This is a genomic window from Streptomyces sp. NBC_00158 (genome assembly GCF_045160885.1).
Lineage (GTDB): Bacteria > Actinomycetota > Actinomycetes > Streptomycetales > Streptomycetaceae > Streptomyces.
This window is the reverse complement of the sequence record NZ_CP108161.1, coordinates 1,098,231-1,114,471: the sequence shown is the minus strand read 5'-3', so window position 1 is coordinate 1,114,471 and position 16,241 is coordinate 1,098,231. Positions and strand designations below refer to the sequence as shown.

Below are 16,241 nucleotides of genomic sequence, written 5' to 3'. Positions count from 1 at the left end.
CGGGTGCGGCCGCGCGGACACGATGGAGCCATGACAGAGAACGCGATCGAGATCGCCGCCGACAGCGCCCTGCTCGTGATCGACGTCCAGAAGGGCTTCGACGACGCCCCCTTCTGGGGGAACCGCGACAACCCGGACGCCGAGGAGAACATCGCCGCCCTCATGGACGCCTGGCGGGAGACCGGCCGCCCGGTGGTGCTCGTGCGGCACGCCTCGCTGCGGCCCGGCTCGGTACTGGCCCCGGACCACTCCGGACACGCCTTCAAGGACTTCGTCGGGGACCGCCTCGGCCAGGAGGCGCTGCTGGTCACCAAGACCGTCAACTCGTCCTTCTACGGCACCCCGGACCTGGACGGGTGGCTCAGGGCGAGCGGCATCGGCCAGCTGGTCGTGACCGGGATCCAGACCAACATGTGCGTCGAGACCACCGCCCGGATGGCGGGCAACCTCGGCTACGAGGTGCTGGTCCCGCTCGACGCCACCCACACCTTCGACCTCGCCGGCCCGGACGGCCTGTCCCTGACCGCCGCCGAACTGGCCGCGGCCACCGCGGTCAACCTCCAGGGCGGAGGCTTCGCCCGCGTGCTGACCACGGCCGCGGTGCTCGACGCCGCCGCGGCGGCGGCTCACACCCCGTAGTCCCGGAGGCGGACCGGCTCGGTGCGGGTGTGCTCGGGGGCGTTCGCGGCCAGCAGGTCGAGGACCTCCTGGGTCGGGGCCGGCATGAAGAACCGCTCGGCGCCCTCGCGGCCCAGGGCCTGGTGCTCGGCGACGTAGCCGCGCATGCCCTCCTCGTACGCGGCGAAGGCCGCCGCGTGGTCGCCGGGGCGGGTGGCCAGCTCGCCCGCCAGGAGGTACGCGCCGATCAACGCCTGCGAGGTGCCGCGGCCCGAGGTCGGTGCCGCGCAGGCGGCGGCGTCGCCGAGCAGCACGACCCGGCCGGCGGCCCAGGTGTCCATCTCGACCTGGGCGTTGGAGTCGAAGAAGAACTCCTCCGCCGCGTCCATCTCCTCCAGCAGGCGGGGCACCTCCCAGCCCTCGCCGGCGAACCGCTCGGCGACCATCCGCTTGTGCGCGGCCGTGTCGCGGCGGTCGTACTCCAGGTCGCCGGCGGCGAAGTGGAAGGCCGCCCGGGCCTCGGTGTTCGCGCGGGCCGTGAAGATGTTGGCGGCCTTGCCCGGCACGGAGTACAGCAGGCCGGTGTTCTCCAGCCCCAGGTAGTTGTCCAGGTTGAAGATCGCCGTGTGGATGCCGAGGTGGCGCAGGTACCGCTCCTCGGGCCCGAAGGCCAGGGCGCGGGTATTCGAGTGCAGACCGTCCGCGCCGACGACCAGGTCGAAGCGGCGGGGCGCGCCGTGCTCGAAGGTGACGAGGACGCCGTCCTCGTCCTGCTCCAGACTCGCGATCGAGTCGCCGAAGACGTACTCGGTGTGCTCGCGGGTGGCCTCGTACAGGAGCCGGGTCACATCGCCCTTGAGGACCTCCAGGTCTCCGGCGAAGACCGCCGCCGGGAGGGTGGCGTACCGCGTGCCGTCGGCGTCGACCATGGCGGCGTCGCCCATCCCGGTGTCCAGGGCGCGGACGGCGTCGAGCAGGCCCATGCGGTCGAGGACGTCGAGGGCCTCGCCGCGGAAGTCCACCGCGTAGCCGCCGTCCCGCAGCCGGGGGGCCCGCTCGACGACGGTGGGGGTGAAGCCGTGGCGGTGCAGCCAGTAGGCGAGGGCGGGGCCCGCGACGCTGCCGCCGGAGATCAGTACGTTCTGGTTCATTTCCGGTTCCTCTCTCGGGGTGATGTGTACAACGTACAGACGGAAACCCCTTGCTGGAACAGGCGTCCATGGCAAAGCAACCTAGTGCACTACAGTGGGGCTGTACTAGTGCACCTGGCCTGGAGGGCTGATGAGGGAAGAGGCGCCGTACGCGCGGATCGCGGCCGAGCTGAGGCGGCGGATCGAGAGCGGCGAACTGCGGCCGGGGGACCGGGTGCCGTCGACGCGGGCGATCACCCAGCGGTGGGGGGTGGCCATGGCCACCGCGAGCAAGGTCCTCGCGGCGCTCGCGCAGGAGGGCCTGGTCCGCGCGGTGCCGGGGGTCGGCACGGTGGTCGCCGCCCGCCCGGCCCCGGGCACCCCCGGGCGCCGTCCGGCCGACGACTCCGCGTACCGCGCGCGGATCGTCCGTACGGGGGTCGAGATCGCGGACGCGGAGGGGCTGGCCGCCCTGACCATGCGGCGGCTCGGCGCCGAGCTGGGGGTCTCCGCGATGTCCCTGTACCGGCACGTCGGCAACAAGGAGCGGCTGGTGGTCCTGATGGCCGACGCGGTCTTCGGCGAGGAGGCCCTGCCGGAGCGGCCGCCACCGCACTGGCGGGAGCGGCTGGAGCTGTCGGCGGCCGTGCAGTGGCGGCTCTACGGCAGACACCCGTGGCTGGCCGGCGCCATGAACCTGAACCGCCCGCTGCTCGTCCCGAACGGCATCCGGCACATCGACTGGGCGCTCGCCGCCCTGGAGGGGCTGGGCCTGGACGACGACACCCGGATGCACGCCGCGGTGACGCTCTTCGGGTACGTCCGCGGCCACGCGGTGGATCTGGAACCGGAGTCGGAGGCGGCGCGCGCGAGCGGGGTGAGCGGGGAGGACTGGATGCGGGCCCAGGAGGCGAGGCTTGCCGCCCTCGTGGACGGCGGAGCCTTCCCGGCGTTCGCCGCCGTCCGCGCCGGTGCGGCGCTGTCCGGGGAATCCCTGTTCCGCTTCGGCCTGACGGCCCTCCTGGACGGCCTCGCCACCCGTGTGGCGCAGCCTGGCTGACGACCGCTGCGCGGAGCCGTCCCCTACCCGCCCTTCACCCGTTCTCGCCTCGAACGCCGGCGGGGCTGGAAGATCCGCCGGCGTCTGAGGCGCGGGCGCGGTAGCGCCGTGTCTCGATCCGCGCCCGGCGACTGAGGGCGAGAACGGTTGAAGGGCGGGGCGGGGAGCGGCCCCGCCACCCGGCCCCGCCCCCCCCCGGCCCCGCCCCCCCCCGGCCCCGCCCCCGGGCACGGGCGAGGCCCGCCACCCCACGGGGGTGACGGGCCTCGGGGCCGCAGGCGGCCGGGGTCAGAGGACCTCGGCGGCGATGTTCTGCGCGACGCGCTCCAGCAGGGGCCCGGCGTTCGGGATGGACTTCGCCGGGTCCGGCTCCAGATCGGTCAGCGGGTACGCCTTGCGGATGCCCGCCGCCTCCAGGGCCTCCTGCCCCAGCAGCAGCCGCCCGCACACCGCGACGACCGGCTTGCCCGCCGCCCGCGCCGCCGCCGCGACACCGGCCGGGGCCTTGCCGTGCAGGGTCTGCTCGTCCAGGGAGCCCTCACCGGTGATGACCAGCGTGGCCCGCTCCAGCGCCGGGGCGAAGCCCAGGACGTCGAGCATCAGCTCGATGCCGGGGCGGAAGCTCGCGCCCAGCAGCAGCGCGCCGTAGCCGATGCCGCCCGCGCCGCCCGCGCCCGGGGAGGCGGCGAGCTCGGCCGCCTTCGCGCCCAGCGACTTCTCCAGCACCACCGCGAAGTGCGCGAGGGCCGCGTCGAGCGTCGCCACGTCCTCGGGCGAGGCGCCCTTCTGCGGGCCGTACACCGCCGCGCAGCCCTTCGGGCCGGTCAGCGGGTTGTCCACGTCGCTGGCGAGGACGAACTCGACCTCCGCGAAGCGGGGGTCGACCCCGGACAGGTCCGCCGAGGCCAGCTGGGCCAGCGCGCCGCCGCCCGGACCGACCGGTTCGCCGTTCGCGTCCAGGAACACCGCGCCCAGCGCGGCCAGCATGCCCGCGCCGCCGTCAGTGGTGGCACTGCCGCCCACACCGAAGACGATCGAGCGCGCGCCCGCGTCCAGCGCGGCCTTCAGTACCTCGCCGGAGCCGTAGGTGGTCGCCGTCAGCGGGGCGAAGGTGCCCGCCGGCAGCAGCTGGAGCCCGGAGGCCTCCGCCATCTCGACCACGGCGGTGCCGTCGCGCAGGGCGAAAGCGGCCGTGACCTGGTCGCCGAGGGGTCCGGTGACCCGTACCTCCCGGCGTTCGAAACCGGCCGCCACGGCGGCCGCGACCGTGCCGTCGCCGCCGTCCGCGACGGGGAGGGTCTCGACCTCCACGTCCGGTACGGCCCTGCGAAGGCCGGCCGTCACCCGCTCGGCGACCTGAACGGCCGTGAGCGAGCCCTTGAATTTGTCCGCGGCGATGAGCACGCGCGCGGTCTCAGTTACTGCTCCGTCCGTCACCTTGCTATCCCTTGCTATCGAACAGTGCAGTCGCGCCACCATGAGCTTATCCGGAGGATCCTCCTATGCCCATGAGTGGCCTGGGCCACATGCGGCGCGCCATGCGCGTAAATAGGGATATATCCCCGCATAGTGTGGCCCCATGAGCGCGGAATCACTGGAACAAGCACGTCCGGATGCCCCCGGGCCGGGGTCCGGGGGCCCGGCGGACGACTCTCCCGACCTCGGAGTCGTCACCGTCGGGGTGCTCGCCGTGCTCGCCGTCGTCGGCTGGGCCGCCCTCGGCAAGGACTCCTTCGACACCGCCTCCTCCACCGCCCTGGCCTGGGTACTGGCCAACTTCGCCTGGCTCTTCGTGATCGCCGCCGACGTCTTCCTCGTCATGTGCGTCGTCCTCGCGATCAGCCGCTTCGGCCGGATCCGGCTCGGCGCCGACGACTCCGAGCCCGAGTTCGGCAACCTCGCGTGGATCGCGATGATGTTCAGCGCCGGCATGGGCATCGGCCTGATGTTCTACGGGGTGGGGGAGCCGCTCACCCACTACCTCAACCCGCCCCCCGCCAGCGGAGCGGCCCCCGGCACCGGGGCCGCCGCCCGCGCCGCCCTGGACTACTCGTTCTTCCACTGGACCCTCACCCCCTGGGCGATCTACGGCATCGCCGGCCTCGCCCTCGCCTACGCCACCTTCCGCAAGGGCCGCGGCAACCGCCTCAGCTCCGCCTTCGTCCCGCTCATGGGCGAGGAACGGGCGGCCGGCCGGCCCGGCAAGGCCATCGACCTGCTCGCCGTCTTCGCCACCGTCTTCGGCACCGCCACCAGCCTCGGCCTCGGCGCGCTCCAGGTCTCCAAGGGCCTGAACATCACCACCGGCATCGAGGACTCCACCGGCGTCGAGCTGGTCATCATCGCCTCGCTCTCCGCCGCCTTCGTGCTGTCCGCCTTCTCCGGACTGCACAAGGGCGTCAAATGGCTCAGCACCATCAACATCGTGCTCGCCGCCGCCCTGATGCTCTTCGTCTTCGTCCTCGGCCCGACCGTCTACGTCCTCGACGTCATCCCGGCCGGCGTCGGCAGCTACCTGCACGAACTGCTGCCCATGGCCTCCCGCACCGGCGCCTTCACCGACAGCGCCTGGCTCGGCGCGTGGACCATCTTCTACTGGGCCTGGTGGCTGTCCTGGGCCCCCTTCGTCGGCACCTTCATCGCCCGCATCTCCCGCGGCCGCACCATCCGCGAGTTCCTCGTCGGCGTCCTGCTCGTCCCCAGCGGAGCCACCGTCGTCTGGTTCTGCGTCATGGGCGGCACCGCCATCCGCCTCGACTCCACCGGCGCCGCCGACCTCGCCTCCAAGGTCAAGGAGGGCGCGGAGGCCTCCCTCTTCGCCATGCTCGACGCCCTCCCGCTCGGCACCCTCACCTCCTGGGTGGCCATGGCCCTGGTCATGACGTACTTCGTCACCAGCGCCGACTCGGCCTCCCTGGTCATGGGCTCCCTCACCAGCCGGGGCTCCCTGCACCCGCCCACCTGGCTCGTCGTCACCTGGGGCGTCCTGATGGCCGCCGTGGCCGCCGTACTCCTCGTCGCGGGCGGCCTGAAGTCCCTGCAGACCGCGACCATCCTGGTCGCCCTGCCCTTCGTGATCGTCATGCTGCTGCTGTGCTGGGCGCTGCTGAAGGAACTGCGCGAGGACCCCGGCGCGGGACCCGCCCGCCACCCCGCCCTCCACGGGCTGCGGGACGCCGTCAAGGCCATGGTCGGCGACGCCATCACCGAGCAGGGCCAGACCCGCCACCCCCGGCTGCGCCGCGCCGCCGAATCCCGCGCGCGCGACCGCGAGGACGGCGACGCCACCTGAACGGGTTCCGGGCCGCCCCGCCCTGCACGGCGGCCCGTACCGCCGGTTAGGGTGGCCGCGTGACCACCACGGATGACTTCGCCGCCTACATCGCGAGCCTGCCCCGGGTGCTGGCCGGAGCCGCCGCCCTCTTCCGCGACGAACGGGGCCGGGTCCTGCTCGTCGAGCCCAACTACCGCGAGGGCTGGGCCCTGCCGGGCGGAACGGTCGAATCGGACAGCGGCGAGTCGCCCCGTACGGCCGCCCGGCGCGAGAGCGCCGAGGAGATCGGCATCGACGTCCCGCTCGGCCGGCTCCTCGCCGTCGACTGGAGCGTCGGCGCCGGCCGCCCGCCGCTCGTCGCCTACCTCTACGACGGCGGCGTCCTCGACGCCGCACAGCTCGACTCCATCAAGCTCCAGGAGGAGGAACTCCTCTCCTGGAAGCTCGTCGAGCCCGCCGAACTCACCGGCCACCTCCTCGGATCGCTCGGCCGACGCACCCTGGAGGCGTACCGCGCCCTGGAGTCGGGCGAGGGCACCGTGGAACTGGAGAACGGCCGCCGGCCCGCCAACCCCTGAACCACCCCGCGTACTTGGACTCCTCCGACCAGGGCAGAATCAACAGATGATCACGATGTACGCCTGGCCGAGCACGGCCGACGGGCCCGACGCCCTCCCCATGGTCCACTTCACCACCGACGAACAGTCGGGCGGCGAGGTCTCCGAAGAGGGAATGCCGATCTGGCTGTTCGACACCGCGATACGCGAGGGCGGCTGGTCCGCCTTCGAGGACTTCGAGGGCTGGTCCGCGCCCGCCGAGGGCTGGCAGGCCTTCTACCGCCGCGAGGACGACGTCCTCGCCGTCACAGGCCCCGGCGCCTGCGAGGGCTGGTACCAGGGCCGGCTCGGCGCCGACGACGAATGGATCAAGGCGGCCGCCACCCAGAACAGCGTGGTCCTGCTCGCCGCCCCCGTCCAGCACCCGTCCCTCTACGCCTACGCCGTCGAAGCCGGCGCCGGCTTCGCCCTGCTCGCCCCGCTCGTGGTGATCTGACCCGCCGGGCCGCCTCAGGCGGCGGCCCCGCTCTCGAACTCCAGCAGCCGCACCTTGCGCTCGATGCCGCCGCCGTACCCGGTCATCGAGCCCGAGGCGCCGATCACCCGGTGGCAGGGCACGATGATGCCGACCGGGTTCTTGCCGTTCGCCAGGCCGACCGCCCGCGAGGCGTTCGGCTTGCCGAGCTCCGCCGCGAGCTGCCCGTACGACCAGGTCTGCCCGTAGGGGATCCGGACGAGCTGCTCCCAGACGCTGCGCTGGAACTCGGTGCCCTCCAGCCGCACCGGCACGGTGAACTCGGTCAGCTCCCCGGCGAAGTACGCGGCCAGCTGCCGCCGCACCTCACCGAAGGGCTCCTCGGAGTCCGCCACCCGCTCGCCGAAGGACTCCTCGGCCGGCCGGTGGCGCTGCCCGGTCATGTACAGCCCGCTGAGGACCCCGTCGGTGGCGACCAGGGTGAGCGGCCCGTACGGGCTGTCGACGACGGTGTGGATCCGGTTGCTGATGACGCTGCTCACGGTGCTGCTCACGACGGTGCTCCTTGTGCTACGGGCAGGTGGTTGATCGGGTGGTCGTCGGTGGCCCACAGGTACTGGACGGCGTACGCGCGCCAGGGCCGCCAGCCGCCCGCCCGGGCGGTCAGGGCGGCGGGCGTGGACGGCAGGCCCAGCCCCCGCGCGGCCTTGCGGACCCCGAGGTCGGACGGCAGGAACGCGTCGGGGTCGCCGAGCGCCCGCATCGCGATGATCTCGGTGGTCCAGGGCCCGAAGCCGGGCAGCGCGGACAGCCGGGCGCGGGCCGCTTCCCAGTCGCTGTCAATGCCGAGCGGCAGCGAGCCGTCCGCCAGGGCCGTGACCAGGGTGGTGAGGGTCGTACGCCGGCTGCGCGGCATCGACAGCGACTCGGGATCGATGCCGGCCAGCGCGGCGGGGGAGGGGAACAGGTGGGTCAGCCCGCCGTGCGGGTCCTCCACGGGCTCCCCGTACGCGGCCACCAGCCGGGCCGCGTGCGTCCGGGCGGCCGCGGTGGACACCTGCTGCCCGAGGACCGCCCGCACGGCGAACTCCGCCGCGTCGACGGTGCGCGGCACCCGGCGCCCGGGGGCCTCGTCCACGAGCGGCGCCAGCAGCGGATCCGTGCGCAGCTGGCCGTCCACCGCCTCCGGATCGGCGTCCAGGTCGAGCATCCAGCGGCAGCGGCTGATCGCGATGGTCAGGTCCCGCAGGTCGGTCAGCGCGAGCCGGCAGCCGATGTGGTCGGGGCCGGGCGTCAGCGCGACGACCCCGGAGCCGTACGGGAGCCGCAGCGTCCGCCGGTAGGCCCCGTCACGCCACTCCTCCACCCCGGGGACGGCGGTCGCGGCGAGGTGCCCGAAGAGGTTGTCGGGGTTGAGCGGGGCCCGGTACGGCAGCCGCAGGCCGATCGTGCCCGGGATCCGCGGCCCGCCCTGCCCGGTCCCCCTCCGGCCCGCGCGCAGCCGCAGCTCGCCGGGGGTGAGGGCGAAGACCTCCCGGACGGTCTCGTTGAAGTTCCGGATCGAGGAGAACCCGGCGGCGAAGGCCACGTCCCCCATGGGGAGCTCGGAGGTCTCGATGAGCAGCCGGGCGGTCTGGGCGCGCTGGGCCCGGGCCAGGGCCAGGGGGCCGGCACCGAGCTCGGCGCCCAGCTGCCGCTCGACCTGCCGGGTCGAGTACCCGAGCCGCAGCGCCAGCCCGGGCACCCCCTCGCGGTCCACCACCCCGTCCTGGATCAGCCGCATCGCGCGCGCGACGGCGTCGGCGCGGGCGTTCCACTCGGGGGAGCCGGGGCTGGTGTCGGGCCGGCATCGCTTGCAGGCCCGGTACCCGGCCTGCTGGCAGGCGGCGGCACTGGGCAGGAAGCTCATGTTCTCGACCTTGGGCGGCACGGCCGGGCAACTGGGCCGGCAGTAGATGCCGGTCGTCCGGACCGCGGTGAAGAACCACCCGTCGAACCGGGCGTCCTTCGACTGCACGGCCCGCACGCAGCGGTCGGTGTCGGTGTACATGGCTCCAGCATCCCGGCTGCCCGGGCGTCGGGCTGGCAGTTTTCCGACATCAAGCCTAGCCCTGCCGGGGGCCGAGGAGGTGCCGGTGCCGGTACCTTGCCGGGCGGGCCCGGGGCCGGTCCGCTGGGCCGGTGCCGGTGGCCGTGTGGGGGTGGGTGGGCCGCTGCGCGGGACGTGGGTCCCCTACCCGCCCTTCGCCCGTTCCCCGGGGCTCCGCCCCGGACCCCGCGCCTCAAACGCCGGCGAGGCTGGATCTTGCCGGCCGGGGTCGGAAACCTCAGCCTCGCCGGCGTTTGAGGCGCGGGCGCGGTAGCGCCGTGTATTGAGCCGCGCCCGGCGGCTGAGGGCGAGAACGGTTGAAGGGCGGGGAGGGGCGAGCCCCGCGCAGCGGCACACCACCCGCAGACGGCCCACCGGCCCCGGCCACGGGCTCCGACCGCGCCCCGCGCCCGACGGACGGAGTCCGGCGCAGCGGCGCGAAGCCGGGGAGGCCGCCCGCGGCCGAGCCGCGCGAGCGGTGCGTCAAGAAGACGGAAGGCCCCGGGTCCGTGAGGGACCCGGGGCCTTCCGCGCAAGCCGAGCGGCAGCGTTACGGCAGTTGCGACGCCGCCCGCGCCTCCCGCCGGTTGTGGCGGAACGTGTTCGCGCGACGGGTCGTCGCGAACAGCGGGATGGTCGCCGCCAGGGCGATCTGGAGCGCGCAGCCGGTCTGGAGGAGCAGCTGGCCGCCCGGGGCGTCGAACGCCCAGGCCGCCAGGAGGCCCATCGCCCCGACGATCCAGCTCAGCATCGCCGCCGCGAGGACACCCCGCGGCTTCGGGTACTCGACCCGGCTCACCATCAGCCAGGCCACCCCGATGATCGCCAGCAGCGTCGGGACGAACGGCAGCTCCAGCAGCACGATGGAGACGACCGTCAGCGCGCCGAAGGGGCTCGGCATGCCCTGGAACATGCCGTCCTTCATCGTCACGCAGCTGAATCTCGCGAGCCTCAGCACGACCGCCAGCAGCACCACGATCGCCGCGAGCGCCGACATCTTCTGGTGCGCGTCGTCGGCGACCATGCCGTAGACCAGCACGAAGTACGCCGGCGCCAGCCCGAAGCTGATCAGGTCGGACAGGTTGTCCAGCTCCGCGCCCATCGGCGAGCTGCGCAGCTTGCGGGCCACGATGCCGTCGAAGAGGTCGAAGACCGCCGCGAGCAGCATCAGTATCACCGCGGTCGCCGCGCTGTGCCGGGCCATGCCCGACTCGCCGCTGCCGGTGAGGTGAGGGATGAGGATGCCGGTGGTGGTGAAGTACACCGCCATGAATCCGCACGTGGCGTTACCGAGGGTGAGGGTGTCCGCTATCGACAGCCGCAGCGAGAGCGGCATGTCGTCCTCGGCGGACTCCTCCTCGGCGGACTCGGGAACCCAGCCGGTGGCAGGAGTCTCGGGGTCAGTCACGGTCAATTCGGGTCACCCCCGCGGTGGTGGCCTGACCGACCTCGACCGCGACCTCGACGCCCTCCGGGAGGTAGATGTCGACGCGGGAGCCGAAGCGGATCAGACCGATGCGTTCGCCCTGCTCCACCTTGGTTCCGGCCGGCAGGTACGGGACGATGCGACGCGCGACGGCGCCGGCGATCTGCACCATCTCGATGTCGCCGAGCTCGGTGTCGAAGTGCCAGACGACGCGCTCGTTGTTCTCGCTCTCCTTGTTGAACGCCGGGACGAACCCGCCGGGGATGTGCTCCACGGACGTCACCGTGCCCGCCAGGGGCGCGCGGTTGACGTGGACGTTCAGCGGGCTCATGAAGATCGCGACGCGGGTGCGCCCGTCCTTCCACGGCATGATGCTCTGCACCACACCGTCGGCGGGCGAGATGACACGGCCCTGGGCGATCTCGCGCTCGGGGTCGCGGAAGAACCACAGCATGCCCGCCGCGAGAGCGGTGGCGGGCACGGCCGCCGCGGCCCAGCGTCCGGACTTGCGGGCCCGGGTGAGGCTGAGCGCCGCGGTGGCGACGGTCGGCAGAAGCCACGGCGATGCTCCGCGCGCGAGGCGTACGCCGGAGAGGCTGTCGCGGTGTGCAGAGGTTTGGCTGTGGGGCATGGATGACCTTCGTAGCGGGTGATTGCCGCGCCGCAAACGGGGGGACGGGACGGCGGCTTTACTGGAATGCTATCGGTTGCGCGCAACAACTGGGCAAGCCAGAAGCCGAGTCGATGGCCGTCGGCCAGTGACTGCAGGTGACTCTTCTGCGGTGGATCGCAGGACGATCCACCGCAAAAGAGACATTCAGCCCTGGAGTCGGTACTCCTCGAGCAGGCGTCGCCCAATGATCATTTTCTGGATCTCGGCGGTTCCTTCACCGATCAGAAGCATCGGCGCTTCCCGGTAGAGGCGCTCGATCTCGTACTCCTTCGAGAACCCGTAGCCGCCGTGGATGCGGAAGGCATCCTCGACGACCTCCTTGCAGTATTCGGAGGCGAGGTACTTCGCCATCCCGGCTTCGAGGTCGTTTCGTTCCCCGGAGTCCTTTTTGCGTGCCGCGTTCACCATCATGGCATGGGCGGCCTCGACCTTGGTAGCCATCTCGGCCAGCTTGAACTGGATGGCCTGGTGCTCGGCGATCGCCTTGCCGAAAGTGTGACGTTGCTGGGCATAGGAGACACCCAGTTCGAAAGCACGCTGCGCGACGCCGCAGCCACGCGCCGCCACGTTGACGCGGCCGACCTCCACGCCGTCCATCATTTGGTAAAACCCTCGGCCGGTCTGGCCTCCGAGGACCCGATTGGCCGGAATGCGCAGTCCGTCCATGATGAGCTCGGTCGTGTCGACGCCCTTGTAGCCCATCTTGTCGATCTTGCCCGGGATCGTCAGGCCCGGACGGACCTCCCCGAAGCCCGGCTCCTTCTCCACGAGGAAGGTGGTCATCGACTTGTGGGGCGCCGTGCCCTCGGGGTGTCCTTCGTCACTCCGGACCAGAACGGCCACCAGCGTCGAGGACCCGCCGTTCGTCAGCCACATCTTCTGGCCGTTCAGGACGTACTCGTCGCCGTCCTTCACCGCCTTGGACGTGATGGCCGACACATCCGAGCCCAGCCCCGGCTCCGACATCGAGAAGGCGCCGCGGACCTCGCCCAGCGCCATGCGCGGGAGGAAGTGGTCCTTCTGCTCCTGCGTGCCGTGCTGCTTGAGCATGTACGCCACGATGAAGTGCGTGTTGATGATGCCCGAGACGGACATCCAGCCGCGCGCTATCTCCTCGACGCACAGCGCGTAGGTGAGCAGCGACTCACCCAGGCCGCCGTACTCCTCCGGGATCATCAGGCCGAAGAGGCCGAGCTCCTTGAGGCCGTCGACGATCTGCTGCGGGTACTCGTCGCGGTGCTCCAGCTCGGTGGCGACCGGGATGATCTCCTTGTCGACGAACTCCCGGACGGTCTTGAGGATCTCCCGCTGGACGTCCGTGAGCCCGGCGGTCTGGGCGAGTCGTGCCATGGCTACTTCCCCTGTTCCTTCAGCTGAGGCCGGCCGGGCTGCTCGCCGCCGCGCGCCTTGATGTACGTCTCGGTCGGGACCATCACCTTGCGCCGGAAGACGCAGACGAGGGTGCCGTCCTGCTTGTAGCCCTTGGTCTCCACGTAGACGATGCCGCGGTCGTCCTTGGACTTGGACGGGGTCTTGTCCAGGACGGTGGTCTCGCCGTAGATCGTGTCGCCGTGGAAGGTCGGCGCCACGTGCCGCAGGGACTCGATCTCCAGGTTGGCGATGGCCTTTCCGGAGACGTCCGGTACGGACATGCCGAGCAGCAGCGAGTAGACGTAGTTGCCGACCACCACGTTCTTGCCGAAGTCGGTCGTGTTCTCGGCGTAGTTCGCGTCCATGTGGAGCGGGTGGTGGTTCATGGTGAGGAGACAGAAGAGGTGGTCGTCGTACTCCGTGACCGTCTTCCCGGGCCAGTGCTTGTAGACCGCGCCGACCTCGAACTCTTCGTAGGTGCGTCCGAACTGCATGCTGCTCAGGCCTCCGGGATCTCGAACTTGGTGGTGCGCTCCATGCCGGCGGCCCGGCCCTTGCCGGCGATGACCAGGGCCATCTTGCGGCTGGCCTCGTCGATCATCTCGTCGCCGAGCATCGCGGAGCCCTTCTTGCCGCCCGCCTCGGAGGTGCACCAGTCGTAGGCGTCGAGGATCAGCTCGGCGTGGTCGTAGTCCTCCTGGGAGGGGGAGAAGACCTCGTTGGCCGCGTCGACCTGGCCCGGGTGCAGCACCCACTTGCCGTCGAAGCCGAGGGCGGCGGCGCGGCCGGCGACCTCGCGGTACGCGTCCACGTCGCGGATCTGGAGGAAGGGGCCGTCGATCGCCTGGAGGTTGTGCGTACGGGCCGCCATGAGGATCCGCATCAGGATGTAGTGGTAGGCGTCCGCCGGGTAGCCGGGCGGCTGCATGCCCACGACCAGGGACTTCATGTTGATCGAGGCCATGAAGTCGGCCGGGCCGAAGATGATGGTCTCCAGGCGCGGCGAGGCGGCGGCGATCTCGTCGACGTTGACCAGGCCCTTGGCGTTCTCGATCTGCGCCTCGATGCCGATCTTGCCGACCTCGAAGCCCATGGTCTTCTCGATCTGGGTCAGGAGGAGGTCGAGGGCCACGACCTGCTGGGCGTCCTGGACCTTCGGCAGCATGATGCAGTCGAGGTTCTGGCCGGCGCCCTCGACGACGGTGATGACGTCGCGGTACGTCCAGTGGGTGGTCCAGTCGTTGACGCGGACCACGCGGGTCTTGCCGGTCCAGTCGCCGTTGTTCAGCGCGTCCACGATCGTGTGGCGGGCGCCTTCCTTGGCGAGCGGGGCGCAGGCGTCCTCCAGGTCGAGGAAGACCTGGTCGGCCGGCAGGCCCTGGGCCTTCTCCAGGAACCGCGGGTTCGAGCCCGGGACCGCGAGGCAGGAGCGGCGCGGACGCAGCCGGTTCACGGGGGAGAGGGGCGTGGTCATGCGGGGACCTCCGTGCTTTCAGCGATGTTGAGAGGGTGGAGCTTGTTGGCCTTGCGGATCTCGTCGACGATACGGCCGATGATCTCCGTGATGCCGAAGTCCTTCGGGGTGAACACGGCGGCCACCCCGGCGGCCTTCAGCGTGACGGCGTCGGCGTTCGGAATGATGCCCCCGACGATGACCGGGATGTCGCCCGCCCCCGCCGTGCGCAGCCGTTCCAGGACGTCCGGGACCAGTGCGCTGTGCGAACCGGACAGGATGGACAGTCCCACGCAGTGCACGTCCTCGGCCAGCGCGGCCGAGGAGATCTCCTCGGGCGTCAGCCGGATGCCCTGGTAGACCACCTCGAACCCGGCGTCGCGGGCCCGTACGGCGATCTGCTCGGCACCGTTGGAGTGCCCGTCCAGGCCGGGCTTGCCGACCAGCAGGCGCAGCCGGCCGGAGCCCAGCTCGTCGGCCGTCCGGGAGACCTTCTCGCGGACCAGGGCCAGCGGGGTGCCCTCCTCGGCGGTGACCGCGACCGGGGCCGAGGAGACCCCGGTCGGGGCGCGGAACTCGCCGAAGACCTCGCGCAGGGCGTTCGCCCACTCGCCGGTGGTGACACCGGCGCGGGCGCACTCCAGGGTGGCCTCCATCAGGTTCTCGGTCCCGGCGGCGGCGTCCTTCAGCCGGTCCAGGGCCTGCCCGACGGTCGGGAAGACGAACGGGTCGCCGCCCCCCTGCCGGTCCGAGGACTCCTGCCGCTCGGCCCGCCAGCGGGTGATCCGCTCGACGGTGAACGCCTCCACCGCCGGGTCGACGGTCATGATGGCCCCGTCGAGGTCGGAGGTGAGCGGGTTCTCCTCGGTCTGCTGGAAGCAGTTCACCCCGACGATCTTGTCGTCGCCGGCCTCGATCCTCGCGCGCCGCTCGGCGTGCGAGGAGACCAGCTGGGACTTCAGGTACCCGGACTCGACGGCGGCCATCGCGCCGCCCATCTCCTGGATCCGGTCGATCTCGGCCAGGCAGTCGGCGACCAGGGAGTCGACCTTGGCCTCGATGACGTGGGATCCGGCGAAGATGTCCTCGTACTCCAGCAGGTCGCTCTCGTGGGCCAGGACCTGCTGGATGCGCAGCGACCACTGCTGGTCCCAGGGCCGGGGCAGGCCCAGCGCCTCGTTCCAGGCGGGCAGCTGCACCGCGCGGGCGCGGGCGTCCTTGGAGAGGGTCACCGCGAGCATCTCCAGCACGATCCGCTGGACGTTGTTCTCGGGCTGCGCCTCGGTCAGGCCGAGCGAGTTCACCTGGACGCCGTAGCGGAACCGGCGCTGCTTGGCGTTCTCGATGCCGTAGCGCTCCTTGGTGACCTTGTCCCAGATCCGGCCGAAGGCGCGCATCTTGCACATCTCCTCGATGAAGCGGACGCCCGCGTTCACGAAGAAGGAGATGCGGGCGACCACCTCGCCGAAGCGCTCCTCGGGCACCTGGCCCGAGTCGCGCACCGAGTCCAGGACGGCGATCGCGGTGGACATCGCGTACGAGATCTCCTGGACCGGCGTGGCCCCGGCCTCCTGCAGGTGGTAGCTGCAGATGTTGATCGGGTTCCACTTCGGGATGTGGTTGACCGTGTACGCGATCATGTCCGTCGTCAGGCGGAGCGAGGGCCCGGGCGGGAAGACGTGCGTCCCGCGCGAGAGGTACTCCTTGACGATGTCGTTCTGGGTGGTGCCCTGGAGCTGGGAGATGTCCGCCCCCTGCTCCTCGGCGGCCACCTGGTAGAGCGCCAGCAGCCACATGGCGGTGGCGTTGATCGTCATCGAGGTGTTCATCTGCTCCAGGGGTATGTCCTGGAACAGCCGCCGCATGTCGCCGAGGTGGGAGACCGGGACCCCGACCCGGCCGACCTCGCCGCGGGCGAGGACGTGGTCGGGGTCGTAGCCGGTCTGCGTCGGGAGGTCGAACGCGACCGACAGGCCGGTCTGGCCCTTGGCGAGGTTGCGGCGGTACAGCTCGTTGGACGCCTCGGCCGTGGAGTGGCCGGCGTACGTCCGCATGAGCCACGGACGGTCCTTCTGGCGCTCTGTCATCTCAGGCGATCCTTATGGCCTTTGAGTG

15 protein-coding genes are annotated in these 16,241 nt (G+C 71.7%); 5 read left to right on the top strand and 10 right to left on the bottom strand.

The genetic code is table 11. From position 1 onward, the window contains the following. Positions 1 to 30 precede the first annotated feature (30 nt). On the top strand, positions 31 to 639 hold the full coding sequence (locus tag OG553_RS05095) for a cysteine hydrolase family protein (protein ID WP_405977817.1): 609 nt from the start codon (positions 31 to 33) through the stop codon (positions 637 to 639). Here OG553_RS05095 and OG553_RS05090 read toward each other — a convergent pair. Beyond that, entirely contained in the window at positions 627 to 1,769 is a 1,143-nt protein-coding gene (locus OG553_RS05090; protein ID WP_405977816.1) for an FAD-dependent monooxygenase, read from the bottom strand. The genes OG553_RS05095 and OG553_RS05090 overlap by 13 nt on opposite strands. 130 nt (positions 1,770 to 1,899) lie before the next feature. Between OG553_RS05090 and OG553_RS05085 the strand changes: the two genes are divergently transcribed. Further along, positions 1,900 to 2,808, top strand: a complete 909-nt coding sequence (locus OG553_RS05085; protein WP_405977815.1) for a GntR family transcriptional regulator — start codon at positions 1,900 to 1,902, stop codon at positions 2,806 to 2,808. Between the two features lie 288 nt (positions 2,809 to 3,096). On the opposite strand, the gene OG553_RS05080 is transcribed toward OG553_RS05085, so the two are convergent. Further along, a complete protein-coding gene (locus tag OG553_RS05080; RefSeq protein ID WP_405977814.1) occupies positions 3,097 to 4,245 on the bottom strand; it encodes a glycerate kinase in 1,149 nt (382 codons plus the stop codon). Positions 4,246 to 4,387: 142 nt separating this feature from the next. On the opposite strand from OG553_RS05080, the gene OG553_RS05075 reads away from it, so the two are divergent. Genes OG553_RS05075 through OG553_RS05065 form a run of 3 tightly spaced genes read left to right on the top strand, consistent with a single transcriptional unit; the run spans position 4,388 to position 7,135 of the window. Continuing rightward, positions 4,388 to 6,100, top strand: a complete 1,713-nt coding sequence (locus tag OG553_RS05075) for a BCCT family transporter (protein ID WP_405977813.1) — start codon at positions 4,388 to 4,390, stop codon at positions 6,098 to 6,100. A 59-nt stretch (positions 6,101 to 6,159) separates the two neighbouring features. Continuing rightward, entirely contained in the window at positions 6,160 to 6,660 is a 501-nt protein-coding gene (locus OG553_RS05070) for an NUDIX domain-containing protein (RefSeq protein ID WP_405977812.1), read from the top strand. A gap of 46 nt (positions 6,661 to 6,706) precedes the next feature. Continuing rightward, entirely contained in the window at positions 6,707 to 7,135 is a 429-nt protein-coding gene (locus tag OG553_RS05065; RefSeq protein WP_405977811.1) for a hypothetical protein, read from the top strand. Positions 7,136 to 7,149: 14 nt separating this feature from the next. Here OG553_RS05065 and OG553_RS05060 read toward each other — a convergent pair whose 3' ends face one another. From OG553_RS05060 to OG553_RS05025, 8 genes are all read right to left on the bottom strand, one after another. Beyond that, a complete protein-coding gene (locus OG553_RS05060; protein ID WP_405977810.1) occupies positions 7,150 to 7,668 on the bottom strand; it encodes a methylated-DNA--[protein]-cysteine S-methyltransferase in 519 nt (172 codons plus the stop codon). Then, positions 7,665 to 9,164 (bottom strand): AlkA N-terminal domain-containing protein, encoded by a 1,500-nt coding sequence (locus OG553_RS05055; protein ID WP_405977809.1) that lies wholly within the window; start codon positions 9,162 to 9,164, stop codon positions 7,665 to 7,667. Before OG553_RS05055 ends, OG553_RS05060 begins: the two co-directional genes overlap by 4 nt. Before the next feature lie 589 nt (positions 9,165 to 9,753). Continuing rightward, complete coding sequence (gene pssA / locus OG553_RS05050; protein ID WP_405977808.1) at positions 9,754 to 10,617, bottom strand: CDP-diacylglycerol--serine O-phosphatidyltransferase; 864 nt, start codon at positions 10,615 to 10,617, stop codon at positions 9,754 to 9,756. After that, the gene (locus OG553_RS05045; protein ID WP_125817380.1) at positions 10,604 to 11,260 is read right to left on the bottom strand and encodes a phosphatidylserine decarboxylase; all 657 of its coding nucleotides are present in this window, start codon (positions 11,258 to 11,260) and stop codon (positions 10,604 to 10,606) included. Before OG553_RS05045 ends, pssA begins: the two co-directional genes overlap by 14 nt. A gap of 186 nt (positions 11,261 to 11,446) precedes the next feature. Further along, on the bottom strand, positions 11,447 to 12,652 hold the full coding sequence (locus tag OG553_RS05040) for an acyl-CoA dehydrogenase family protein (protein ID WP_030868030.1): 1,206 nt from the start codon (positions 12,650 to 12,652) through the stop codon (positions 11,447 to 11,449). Between the two features lie 2 nt (positions 12,653 to 12,654). Continuing rightward, the gene (locus OG553_RS05035; RefSeq protein WP_125817381.1) at positions 12,655 to 13,167 is read right to left on the bottom strand and encodes a MaoC family dehydratase; all 513 of its coding nucleotides are present in this window, start codon (positions 13,165 to 13,167) and stop codon (positions 12,655 to 12,657) included. A gap of 5 nt (positions 13,168 to 13,172) precedes the next feature. Continuing rightward, positions 13,173 to 14,147 carry a CoA ester lyase gene (locus tag OG553_RS05030; RefSeq protein ID WP_362472364.1) on the bottom strand — a complete coding sequence of 325 codons (975 nt, stop codon included), beginning with the start codon at positions 14,145 to 14,147 and terminating at the stop codon, positions 13,173 to 13,175. Next, positions 14,144 to 16,213, bottom strand: a complete 2,070-nt coding sequence (locus OG553_RS05025) for a protein meaA (protein ID WP_405977807.1) — start codon at positions 16,211 to 16,213, stop codon at positions 14,144 to 14,146. The genes OG553_RS05030 and OG553_RS05025 overlap by 4 nt, the downstream gene beginning before the upstream one ends. Positions 16,214 to 16,241 lie beyond the last annotated feature (28 nt).